Genomic DNA, 11826 nt, shown 5'->3' with positions numbered 1-11826 from the left:
TCCTGACGGGCCAGCAGACGTCTGATGCTGGCCTGACGAAATGGTCCTGGAGGGGGAGCGGTGCACAGGGTCAGCGCTGTCGGCTCGATGACTTGCCTGATCCGCGGCTTCCTCTGGATAACGCCGCCACCAGTCTTCAGGCACTCAGCCTGGCCGGTGTGACATTGGACGCCGCAGCCTGCCACCAGGCGCTGGCTTGTGTTGAGCTGCCGGGGCGCATGCAGTGGCTGGGCCAGTGGTGTCTTGATGTGGGGCATAACCCACAGGCCGCGGGATATGTGGCCCAGCGCCTGGCCGAGCGTCTAGGTCGGGAGCGTGCTGTTTCATCCACATCTTCTTCCATGGTTAACTCAGTCACCCAGGGGCGTATATTCGGTCTTCTAGGGATGTTGGATGACAAGGACACAGAAGGTGTGATTGATGCGCTGGCCCCGGTTATCGATGCCTGGTTGCCGGTCAGCTTGAGTGGCCCGCGCGGCCGATCGTCTGATGAGCTTGCCGGGCTGCTTGAAGCCCACAAACAGCAGGTCGTGCAGCGTGCAGATTCGCCGTTGGAGGGTGCCGAGTGGCTGGCTCAGCGCCTGATGCCAGCCGATCGGGTGCTAGTGTGTGGCTCTTTTCTGACTGTCGCCGAAGTACTTGAAGCCCTGCAGTCCGACAGGCTGAGCAGTAGGGCGTAAACCTTTGCTGATGATTCTTCCACAGGGGGTGCGATATGAAATATGGAATGCGTGAACGAGTCAGTGGAATTATTATCGTCATCGCTCTATTGGTTATCTTCGTGCCTTTTCTGATCAGCGACCCTGAACCTCGGGAGTCTCATCCGCAGCCGTCACTCAGCATTGAGCGTCCGGTTGATGTGCCCCGTCATGATGTAGAGGACCCGACACCTCCTGCCAGTCTGGAAAGCTCTGCAGGTGGTTCGGTAAACGACTCAGGGACTCCTCAGCAGCAGACATCAGATAGCCGCCAATCGGTGGCATCCGACAGCACGGCCAGTGATGCCAACAAACCACAGGAACAGGATGACCCTATTGCGCAAGCCGTAGAGGCAGCCGAGACACGTCAGGCGGCTGCATCCGAAAGTGTAGCTGCGTCTGGAAATGCAACTGCCGCAGTCACAGCACAGGGCGACTGGGCCGTACAGGTGGGAAGTTTCGGCAAGCCAGATAATGCCAGTGGGCTGGAAAAGCGACTGAAGGAGCAGGGCTACCCCGCCTATTCGCGCAATCCGGGCGATGGCATGACGCGGGTGTATGTCGGGCCTTACGCCACCACTGAAGCAGCCGAGGACGCTATGGCCAACCTTAAGGCTCAACTTAATCAGCAGGGACTGCTAGTAAGGACCAACAAGTAATATGGTATTGACGTGGCTGGACTGGCTGTTTGTCGCCTTGCTGACGCTGACTGCACTGAGTGGGTTGATGCGTGGGATGATACGCGAAGTGCTTGGGTTGGTCGGCTGGCTGGTAGCCATCCTGGCGGCCCGCCTACTGGCGCCGGGCGTTGCTGAATATCTCTCTGCTTTCGTTGAAAACCCTGATGGCCGTCTGGTGATCGCCTTTGTGCTGGTGATCGCCGCGGTCATCATTATTTTTTCGATCATCATTCGCATGTTGCGAGCACTGTTTGGTTGGGCCGGCCTCGGGGTTGTTGACCGCCTGGGCGGTGCTGCGTTCGGCCTGTTGAAGGGCGGCGCCATCCTGGTGGTGATTACGCTGTTGATCGGCCTGACGCCACTGGATGAGCTGCAGGCATGGCAGGAGTCTGCGTTGCGCCCGCAGCTTGAAGAGTTGTCCAAGTGGGCGATTACCCAAGCGTCAGAGTGGAAGGACAAACTGCCAGACGTGAAGTCGTCCATTGATGAGTTGAAGCAGCGGGTACCCTTGCCGGGCGATGAAGCGACAATTGTGCCCGGGAGAACACTATGAAACGAAGAGCGGTTGAGCGTCACTCTTCGCCCCATGTCAGCGAGGTAAGATAAATGTGCGGTATCGTGGGCCTAATGGCCAAGCAAGCGGTGAACCAGTCGATCTATGACGCTCTCACAGTGTTACAGCACCGCGGGCAGGACGCCGCAGGAATGATGACCTGGCACGAAGGACACTTTCTGTTGCGCAAGAGCAACGGGCTGGTACGTGACGTCTTTCATACGCGCCACATGACGCGCCTGCGGGGCAACCTGGGTATTGGCCATGTGCGCTATCCTACCGCCGGCTCGGCCAGCGAGGCCGAGTCCCAGCCGTTCTATGTCAATTCACCCTATGGCATCTGCCTGGCGCACAATGGCAACCTGACTAACTCAGACCGCCTCAAGCAGGAGCTGTATTCCTCGGACATGCGCCATATCAACACCAGCTCCGACTCCGAGGTGTTGCTTAACGTCTTTGCCCATGAGCTGGGCAAGCAGGGGCTGCGTCTGGAACCCGGGGATATTTTCGATGCTGTGCGCCGTGTGTATCGCCGCTGCAAAGGCGGCTATGTGGCGGTGGCTATCATCAATGGCGTAGGCATGGTGGCCTTTCGAGACCCTAACGGCATCCGTCCGGTGGTGTTCGGTACCCGGGATCAAGGCGACGGCCAGGAGGTAATGATTGCTTCTGAGTCCGTGGCGCTGGATGTGGGCGGCTTCGAGCTGCATCGCGATCTAGCGCCAGGGGAGGCGCTGTTTGTTGATATGGACGGTAACCTGCATACCCAGGTCTGCGCCGAGGCGCCAAAGCTGGTGTCGTGCATTTTCGAGCACGTCTACCTGGCACGGCCCGATTCGATTCTCGACGGCGCTTATGTTTATGGCACCCGCATGCAGATGGGGCGAAAACTGGCCGACCGGATCAAGAATGAATGGCCGGACCATGACATCGATGTGGTGATTCCGATTCCCGATACTTCGCGCACTTCTGCGCTGGAAATGGCTCAGCATCTAGGTGTGACCTATCGCGAAGGCTTCATCAAGAACCGCTATATTGGCCGTACCTTCATCATGCCCGGGCAGACTCAGCGCAAGAAGTCGGTGCGTCAGAAGCTCAACGCTATCGGTGCCGAGTTCAAGGGTAAGAATGTACTGCTGGTGGACGACTCAGTAGTGCGCGGTACCACCTGCCGCCAGATCATTGAAATGGCCCGTGATGCCGGCGCCAACAAAGTCTATTTTGCTTCGGCAGCGCCACCGGTTCGCTACCCCAATGTTTATGGCATTGATATGCCGGTGGCCAGCGAGTTGATTGCCCATGGCCGTACCGAGGCTGAAGTCGGTGAGCTGATCGGTGCTGACCGCATGGTCTATCAGGACCTTGAGGACCTCAAGGATGCCTGTCGCGAGGTCAACCCAGCCCTGGATGAATTCGATTGCTCGGTATTTGACGGCCACTACGTCACCGGAGATATCGATGCTGCTTATCTGGCCAACCTTGAGGCGCAGCGCAACGAGGCTTCCAAACTGACCAATGTGGGTGATCATGCACTGGTTGGTATGCATAACCAGGATGATGAACTGGCCGATTAGGAGATCCCATGCGGGACGACACTATTGATAATCAGGGGTTTGGATCCTCCACCCTGGCCATTCGCGCGGGGCAGCAGCGCACCAGTGAGCAGGAGCACAGCGAGCCGATTTTCACCACCTCGAGCTTCGTCTATGCCAGTGCGGAGGAGGCCGAGCGCAAGTTTAGCGGCGAGGAGCCGGGCAATATCTATTCGCGCTTCAGCAACCCGACGGTGCACACCTTTGAGCGTCGTCTGGCTGCGCTTGAAGGCGGCGAGCGCTGTGTGGCCACCAGCTCGGGCATGGCCGCCATCCTGTCGGTGGCGCTGGCAGTGCTGGAGGCCGGCGACGAGATCCTGGCGTCACGCTCGCTGTTTGGATCGACCATCAGTCTGTTCGACAAGTATCTGGGCAAGTTCGGCATCACCACGCGCTATGTGGAACTGTCGGATCTGAGCGCCTGGGAAGCGGCAATGACAGCGCGCACGCGGCTGCTGTTTGCCGAGACACCTTCGAACCCCGGCTCGGAAATCGTCGATATCAAGGGGCTTGCAGCTATTGCCCATCGCCATGATGCGCTGCTGGCCATCGATAACTGCTTTCTGACCCCGGCCCTGCAGCGCCCACTGTCGCTGGGTGCTGATCTGGTGGTGCACTCGGCGACCAAGTATCTGGATGGGCAGGGGCGCGGCATTGGTGGTGCTGTCGTGGGTAACGATACCCTGCTGGAGGAAGTCTTTGGTGTGGTGCGCACCTGCGGACCCTGCTTGAGCCCTTTCAATGCCTGGATATTCACCAAGGGGCTGGAAACCCTGGCGCTGCGGATGCGCGCTCAGAGTGACAGTGCGTTGCGCCTGGCCGAGTGGTTGGAAGCGCATCCGGCGGTCAACCGGGTGCACTACAGTGGTCTGTCTAGCCATCCCCAGCACGAGCTTGCTGCTCGGCAGCAGGACGGTTTTGGCGCTGTGGTGGGTGTCGAGGTGAGCGGTGGGCGACAGGGCGCTTGGTCAGTGATCAATGCCACTCGGATGTTGTCGATTACCGGTAATCTCGGGGACACGAAAACCACTATCACTCATCCAGCGACCACGACCCACGGGCGACTCTCAGATGAGCAGAAAGCCATTGCCGGAATTACCGAGGGCCTGATCCGCATTGCGGTGGGGCTTGAGGACTTGAGTGACATTCAGGCTGATCTGGCCACTGGCCTCGATGCGTTATAGTTTTTGCCATCCCTGGTTGAGGTGAGCAGGAAATATCTTGAGCCGTCATCACAGCATGCCTTCGCTGGCCAAAAAGCTATGGCAGCTGACATGGCCGATGGCAATCGGCGCCTTGTCGCTTCTGGGCTTTCAGCTGGTGGACAGTGCTTTCATTGCGCGTCTAGGTACCGCAGAACTGGCGGCCCAGTCGTTTACTTTCCCTGTCTCATTTCTGATGATTGGTATCCAGGTGGGTATGGGAATCGCCATAGCCGCTCTGGTGTCGCGTGCGCTGGGAAGCGGTGACGAAGAGCGATCGCGGCGACTGGGTAGCTTGGTGTTGATCGCGGGCAGTCTTGTTATCGCGGTGCTGGCGCTGGGTTTGTGGTTGGCTCAGATACAGATTTTTCCTGCGCTGGGCGCCGGGCCGGATAGCTTGGCGCTAATCCGTGTCTATTGGGCGCCCCAGTTGGTTGCCGCCTGGGTAGGGGCCCTGTTGTATTTTGGCTACAGTGTGTTTCGAGCGCATGGCAACACCCGCTTGCCCGGAGCACTGATGGTCATGACCAGTCTGCTCAACTTGGTACTTGATCCTCTGCTGATTTTTGGCATTGGCGATCAGCCAGCTGATGCCACCGCTTGCCGCCATGCTGGCAATTTCGGTAGTGGCAACGCTTGGTGAAAGTCAGGTGGCGGCCTGGGGCTTGGCCAGTCGTCTCGAGAACCTGGCGCTAATGGTGGTGCTGGCCATGACCATGTCGCTGCCGCCCTGGCTGGGGCGCTGTTATGGCGCAGGTGACTGGCCACAGGTTCGTCGGCTGTTACGGCTGGCGCTGAGCGTGGTCATCGCTTGGCAGGCGTTATTGGGCATTACGCTGGCGTTTGCGGCGCCCTGGGTTGCCGGTGCGCTGTCAGGTAACCCCGAGGTGCGTGGTGAACTGGCGGTGCTTATGCGTTGGTTGCTGCCCAGCTATGCCGCCCTCGGCGTGTGCATGCTGGTCGTGTCTGCGGGGAATGCGTTGGGCTGGCCGCTGCGAGCCATGCTGATGTCGGGTGCCCGGTTGTTCGTCTGCTATTTGCCGTGTCTATGGGCTGGCGCTTACCTTGGCGGACTGCACGGACTTGCAGCTGGGGCAGCGCTGGGTAATGTGCTGGCGGGGCTGGTGGCCTGGTGGCTGCTGCGCAGGGTGCTAGCGAGGCCGAGCCGACAGTCAACAGTACTTGCGGACAGTGCCAGCCGCCAGTGACTGAGGCCGTTGGGTGGTTAATGCATGAAAAAAAGCCTTGCCGGACAATCTGGCAAGGCTTTTTTGCGTCACACATCAGTTAATCATCAGTCAATCATTGGTGCAGCTCTCTGTGGTTCAGTCTGTCGCTGTTCCTGCCAGGCAAAGAATACGAACAACACTGCCATGCCCAGATAGCCAAGGCTGAAGTCCTGGGCGGCGTTAATGCCGAGACTGGGTGCGTGCATCAGGCCGACAAACGAGAATACGGCGGCGATAATGGCGAAAATTGCGGCTTTGCGGAACTCTCGGTCAATCACCGATACGCTAATTGCACCAAGGAAGATGGCCATGAACATTGCCCCCTGGCCCATGTTAACGATGCCGCCTGAGATGTCAGCCACTACGTCACCGGCGCCGCGATTGAAGCGTGTCATCAGGTAGTTGGCGAAGTAGGGCAGCATGGCTAAAGCCACTGCCGGATAGTAGCGCTGCTCGTTGGTCTGGAAGGCTGTGGCAATCATCGAGATGCCGACAAATACCAGGATTGGCGCCACCACTGCCACTGGGATAATTGCCGCCAGCATGGCGATCAGTCCGAACATGGTAGCCAGCCCATACACAGCGCCGTTGAGAATGCTGTAGCCGCGCCCCGCGCCCATCCATTTGGCGCCGACGGTGGCGATATACACTGTGGTAGGGAAGGCACCGCCAAACAGCGCGCCGAGCATGGTGCCTACACCGTCCACCGCCTGGCACTCGCGCACGTCATAGGCATCGCCGGAGGCTGCCATGGCTTCGACGTTATTCATGGTTTCAATGGCGTTATACAGTGTGATCGGCAGCACCACGGTAAGAATGGCCAGCATGCTGGTAAACAGCAACCCCAGACCATCAAACCAGGCCAGGTTGGGCAGCAGCGGATAGAAGCCGAGATGGTTGAAGGCGTCACTGAAACGGGCACTGTCGGCATCGCCAATCAGGTAGGCTAAGGCGGTGCCGATAATGATGGCAAACAGTGAGGTTGGCAGCCGGAACGGCATGCTCACCCGGGCTAGTAAGCCCACCAGGATGATGGCCAGCACCAGCAGGCCGATAATTGGCATCTCCAGGCTCTTGAACAGCATTTCGCCAGCGATGAAGGTGAGCGCCACACCGGCCACTGCACCGAGCATGGCAGCGCGAGGCAGGTGACGCTGTGCCCAGCGTCCCACTAGACTGATCATTACCTGGATGGCACCGCTCATAAAGCTGGCCGCAACGGCGATCTTCCAAGCCAGCTCGACATCACCGGTGAGCTGTTTGGCTGGTAGCAGAACGCCGAACAGAAACACAAACATCACCGGTGTCGAAATGCCGTAGGACAGCGCCGTGACATCGGTGCGCTGTTCGCGCCGGGCCAGTCGCGCCGCACTCCAGGCATAATAGAAGTTGCCCGCCATGACCGCGACGGCGGCGCCGGGGAGCACCTGGCCGAAAACAATATCAGCTGGGAAGCCCATGCCGAGCATGGTCAGGGCGATGATAACGAAGTTGGCAATATTGTTCTGGAACAGCGCAAAGAAGGCGTCGGTGTCTTCCTTCTTATACCAAGGGTAGTGAATAGGGGGAGTCGTCATGGAGAAGCCTCTTAATTTTTGAGTTTTTGGCATAAGGCCTCAAGCCAGTCTGATATGAGGTTGACTGCTTGGTCAAGCTTGGCCATTCCACGAGCGCCTCACGACGCTCAGGGCCTTGGAGACAACAGACAAAAGAGTCTGGAGTCAGGGGAATAGTCTATCGGTAAAAGAAACGCCCGGGCAGAATCCGGGCGTTATTGGATGTGGCGCTCCCAACTAGCAGACAGCGGCCACTGCCTTTGCCAGGTAGGGCAAATTCTCGCTGGAGAAACCGGCCACGTTGGCGCGTCCTGAGCGCACCATGTAAATGCCGAATTCATCGCGCAGGCGGTCTACTTGTTCCGGGCTCAGGCCGGTGTAGGAGAACATGCCTTGCTGCTCGGCTATATGGGCAAAGCGTGCATCTAGGCCGTAGGGTTTCAGAGCGTCAACAAAGTCGCGGCGCAGTGTGTTGATGCGATCGCGCATTTCCGTCAGTTCGTCGCGCCAGACTTTCTCCAACTCTGGCGTGTGAAGAATCGTGGAGACAATAGCACTGCCATGGGCAGGCGGGTTGGAGTAGTTCTCACGGGCTACGATGGCGACCTGTGAGCGCACATTCTCCATCTGCTCTTCGTTCCTGGCCACCATGATCAGGCAGCCGGTGCGCTCGCAATAGATGCCAAAGTTCTTAGAGCACGAACTGGTGATGATCACCTCGTCGAGGTTCTCTGCTAGCAGGCGTACCGCATAGGCGTCTTCATCTAGGCCCTGGCCAAAGCCCTGGTAGGCAAAGTCGACCAGTGGCAGCAGCTGGCGCTCGCGCAGCACCTCAAGTACCTGCTGCCACTGCTCGCGGGACAGGTCGAAGCCAGTGGGGTTATGGCAGCAAGCGTGCAGTACGACCACATCGCCTTGGGGAATCTGCTTCAGCGCATTTAGCATGCCGTCGAAGTCGAGGCGGTTGTCGGCGTCTACATAGGGATACTTGTGCAGTGCTATGCCGGCAGCAGTAAAGATACCGTGGTGGTTAGGCCAGGTGGGATCGCTGACCCAGATGCCTTTGCCCGGTAGTTGGGCAGCAATGAAATCTGCCGCCAGACGCAGAGCGCCAGTACCGCCAGGGGACTGGGTAGCGCTGGCACGTTTGGCCTCAAGTACCGCAGAGCCTTCGCCCATTACCATTGACAGTACAGCCTCACCATATTGAGGAGCACCGTGGGAACCGATGTAGGTCTTGGTGGTTTCGCTCTTGAGCAGCTGTTCTTCCGCCTGCTTCACAGCACGCATGACCGGCGTGTCGCCGTGAGCATCGCGGTAGACGCCAACGCCAAGGTCGACTTTGTTGGGATTGGTATCGTTTTTGAAAGCTTCGATGAGTCCGAGAATCGCATCCCCGGGAACCCGCTCAATCTGTTCGAACATGTCAGGTGGCTACCTCGTCGGTTCTGGCGGCAAGTATGAAATCGTTATGGTGCAGGCCTTTTATCCTGTGCGACCACCAGGTCACAGTAACTTTGCCCCATTCAGTGAGCAGGACCGGGTGGTGACCGGCATCCTCGGCCAGCGTGCTGACCCTGTTGGTGAAGGCCAACGCCTGGTGGAAGTTACGGAACTCAAAGCTACGCTGCAGTTTCATGATGCCATCGTGCTCGATGATCTGCCACTCAGGGATCTGGCTTTGCAGCTCGCCACACTGACGGGCATCAAGGGGTGAGGCATCAATGCTGCAGGCTTGGCAGGTTTGTTGTAATAGCGGGTCCATGACGACCTCCTTCTCGTAGCGGCTTTTCAGCCAAGAGCCCTGTGCTGCGTGCTCCGATGCTCTGTTCAGTGATGCAATCCTGTTAAGTGAATTGCTGGCCGGAGCCCCAACAGACAGGTACGATCAAAGTACCCATTGATTTATTCACGTTATCAAGGAAAGCGGCCATGCAGCGAATCGGTGTGACCAGTGCCAGCATTATCGGGGGCTGTCTGCTGCTGGGGCTGGTTGCCTTGGGTTATCAGCTAGGGAGTGCAGCGGTTGAGTTCACACAGATGGACCGCGCGGTAACGGTAAAGGGGTTGTCGGAGCGTGAATATCCTGCAGATATCGTGATCTGGCCGATCAAATTCACTGAAGCTGGCAACAACCTGGAGGAACTCTATGCTGACCTGGATCGCAGTACTGGGATGATCCGTAGCTTCCTTGAGTCCCGGGGCATACCCAGTGATGACATTGGCACCAACGCACCGGCCATCACTGACCGTTCTGCCCAGCCATATTCCAGTGGAGATGAGGGACAGTTCCGCTACACGGCATCCCAGACCGTCACGGTATATTCTGACGAGGTGGACAAGGTGCGCGAACTGATGCCCGCGCTATCGACGTTGGGCAAACAGGGCATCGTTTTCACTGGCGGTGGTTATGATGCCCAAGTGGAATATCTGTTCACCCGGCTCAATGACGTCAAGCCCGACATGATTGAGGAAGCCACTCGTAAGGCACGCGAAGTCGCCAAAAAGTTTGCGGAAGACTCTGACAGTCGACTGGGCAAGATTCGCAGTGCTTCACAGGGCCAATTCAGCATTTCGCCGCGTGATACCAACAACCCTCAGATCAAACAGGTGCGGGTGGTGTCTACGGTAGAGTACTACCTTGCCGATTAAGACCTTGTGGATTATGACGCTCGCCGATTGAGACGTTCCGCTGGCTGTGTCAGGCTCAGCATTTTTTATGCCATCTGAAAACATTCTGGAGAGCCGGACAATGCGTGTCGTTCACGTCAACGAGCATGATCAGCGCGAGGCGTGCTTGGCTCGGCTGTGCGCCGAAGCCTTTGGCACACAGGCGGGGCTGACACCGTTGCTACGTTTTGCAGGAGTGACGGGGGTGCTCTTCGAACAGCAGGCTGCTCGCGTGCTGGCACTGGTTGATAAAGATTCTCGGCCCGTAGCGCTGATACTGCTGGTGCTGGATCAGGCCGGGAAGGGAATGACGCCTGTGCTCAAGGCCGACCTTGAACATAGTCCTGCGTTAGAGCCGGGACTGTGGCTCATCCGCGAGCTTGCCGGACACGCACCGCTGCGCGTTGATGCTGCCACCCCGGCCGATGAGCAGCGCTATCGTGGTGTCGGTATCACACGCTGGTTCGATGGCGCGCAAGGCGAGCGTATCGGGCTCAGTGGCCAGCACCCGGCTACCAGCGCCAGTGAAATCCTGTCGCCGCTGCGTGTTGACGATGAGGCTATTGCCCAGAGTTTTAAGCAAGACCGCCAGCTGTTTGAGACCTACAAGCAGCGCTTTGTGGATGCGTTGGCGCGCTTTCCGGCAAGGCTCTGAGGGCCTGCCGCTGGATCCAGCTAGCGTTGGTTGTTTGACTGTCTCACTACCCTGAGCATTTCACTTGAGGTGTTTTTATTATGTCCAAGCGTATTCAGCTTTCGCGTACCGGTGGTCCTGAGGTTCTCGAACTTGTGGAGGTGAGCCCAGTTGATCCCGCCCCCGGCGAGGTGCGCGTCAAGAATAAGGCCATCGGCCTGAATTTTATCGATATCTATGTGCGGACCGGCCTGTATCCCGTGCCGTCATTACCCTCGGGGCTTGGCAGCGAAGGCGCCGGGGTGGTCGATGCGGTGGGTGAGGGCGTGACACATCTGCGCGAGGGTGATCGGGTGGCCTATGCCCAAGGGCCCCAGGGTGCCTATGCGGAATACCACAATTTGCCGGCTGACAAGCTGGTGTTGTTGCCGGATACGGTGAGTTTTGAGACGGCGGCGGCCTGCATGCTGAAAGGCTTGACCACGCAGTATCTGCTGCGCCAGACCTACCCGCTCCAGGGCGGCGAGACCATTCTGTGGCATGCCGCTGCTGGTGGCGTTGGCTCGATTGCCTGCCAATGGGCGAAGGCGTTGGGTGTGCGGCTGATCGGCACCGTCAGTTCCCGAGAAAAAGCCGAGCTGGCGCGCCGCAACGGTGCTGCGGAGATTATCGATTACAGCCGTGAAAATGTGGTTGAACGGGTGCGTGAGCTCACCGGTGGCGCCATGTGTGACGTGGTCTACGACTCCGTGGGTAAGGACACCTGGGAGACGTCTCTGGACTGCCTTAAGCCGCGCAGCTTGATGGTCAGCTTTGGTAACGCTTCTGGTGCGGTGGAGGGCGTTAACTTGGGCATTCTGAACCAGAAGGGCTCGCTGTTTGTCACCCGGCCCAGTCTCAACGGCTACGCCGATACGCGTGAGCGACTGGAAAGCATGGCCAGTGACCTGTTTGCGATGCTCGATAGCGGCAAGGTGACGGTTGATATTGCCCAGCGCTATTCACTGGCTGA

Annotated in this window: 11 protein-coding genes and 1 pseudogene; 9 read left to right on the top strand and 3 right to left on the bottom strand. The window is 58.4% G+C overall.

Annotation, left to right across the window (positions count from 1 at the left end; translation table 11 throughout):
- From ACTH3D_RS04035 to ACTH3D_RS04010, 6 genes and pseudogenes are all read left to right on the top strand, one after another.
- Positions 1 to 680 (top strand): glutamate ligase domain-containing protein (locus ACTH3D_RS04035; protein ID WP_441665503.1); only part of this gene is annotated, 680 nt, incomplete at its 5' end.
- Positions 681 to 727: 47 nt separating this feature from the next.
- Complete coding sequence (locus tag ACTH3D_RS04030) at positions 728 to 1357, top strand: SPOR domain-containing protein (RefSeq protein ID WP_441665501.1); 630 nt, start codon at positions 728 to 730, stop codon at positions 1355 to 1357.
- Between the two features lies 1 nt (position 1358).
- Positions 1359 to 1931 (top strand): CvpA family protein, encoded by a 573-nt coding sequence (locus ACTH3D_RS04025; protein ID WP_441665499.1) that lies wholly within the window; start codon positions 1359 to 1361, stop codon positions 1929 to 1931.
- 53 nt (positions 1932 to 1984) lie between these two features.
- Positions 1985 to 3505 carry an amidophosphoribosyltransferase gene (gene purF / locus ACTH3D_RS04020; protein WP_441665497.1) on the top strand — a complete coding sequence of 507 codons (1521 nt, stop codon included), beginning with the start codon at positions 1985 to 1987 and terminating at the stop codon, positions 3503 to 3505.
- 8 nt (positions 3506 to 3513) lie between these two features.
- On the top strand, positions 3514 to 4707 hold the full coding sequence (locus ACTH3D_RS04015) for an O-succinylhomoserine sulfhydrylase (protein ID WP_441665495.1): 1194 nt from the start codon (positions 3514 to 3516) through the stop codon (positions 4705 to 4707).
- Between the two features lie 55 nt (positions 4708 to 4762).
- Positions 4763 to 5933: pseudogene (locus ACTH3D_RS04010) on the top strand (MATE family efflux transporter).
- 86 nt (positions 5934 to 6019) lie between these two features.
- On the opposite strand, the gene ACTH3D_RS04005 reads toward ACTH3D_RS04010, so the two are convergent.
- From ACTH3D_RS04005 to ACTH3D_RS03995, 3 genes are all read right to left on the bottom strand, one after another.
- Positions 6020 to 7531 carry an NCS2 family permease gene (locus tag ACTH3D_RS04005; RefSeq protein ID WP_441665493.1) on the bottom strand — a complete coding sequence of 504 codons (1512 nt, stop codon included), beginning with the start codon at positions 7529 to 7531 and terminating at the stop codon, positions 6020 to 6022.
- Between the two features lie 216 nt (positions 7532 to 7747).
- Positions 7748 to 8935, bottom strand: coding sequence for an amino acid aminotransferase (locus ACTH3D_RS04000; RefSeq protein ID WP_441665491.1), 1188 nt, complete (start codon positions 8933 to 8935; stop codon positions 7748 to 7750).
- Between the two features lies 1 nt (position 8936).
- Positions 8937 to 9275, bottom strand: coding sequence for a 4a-hydroxytetrahydrobiopterin dehydratase (locus tag ACTH3D_RS03995; protein ID WP_441665489.1), 339 nt, complete (start codon positions 9273 to 9275; stop codon positions 8937 to 8939).
- Positions 9276 to 9442: 167 nt separating this feature from the next.
- Here ACTH3D_RS03995 and ACTH3D_RS03990 point away from each other — a divergent pair, with 167 nt between their 5' ends.
- The 3 genes from ACTH3D_RS03990 to ACTH3D_RS03980 all read left to right on the top strand — a co-directional run.
- Positions 9443 to 10162: an SIMPL domain-containing protein gene (locus tag ACTH3D_RS03990; RefSeq protein ID WP_441665487.1), complete on the top strand. Its 720-nt coding sequence runs from the start codon at positions 9443 to 9445 to the stop codon at positions 10160 to 10162.
- Positions 10163 to 10262: 100 nt separating this feature from the next.
- Positions 10263 to 10835, top strand: a complete 573-nt coding sequence (locus tag ACTH3D_RS03985; protein ID WP_441665485.1) for a hypothetical protein — start codon at positions 10263 to 10265, stop codon at positions 10833 to 10835.
- 80 nt (positions 10836 to 10915) lie between these two features.
- Positions 10916 to 11826: NADPH:quinone reductase (locus ACTH3D_RS03980; RefSeq protein ID WP_441665483.1), on the top strand; the 911-nt coding region annotated here is incomplete at its 3' end.

Origin of the sequence: Halomonas sp. (genome assembly GCF_052095765.1) — a bacterium.
In the GTDB taxonomy this organism is placed as follows: domain Bacteria; phylum Pseudomonadota; class Gammaproteobacteria; order Pseudomonadales; family Halomonadaceae; genus Halomonas.
Note: the sequence above shows the minus strand (reverse complement) of the source record. Positions and strands in the feature narration are given on the sequence as shown.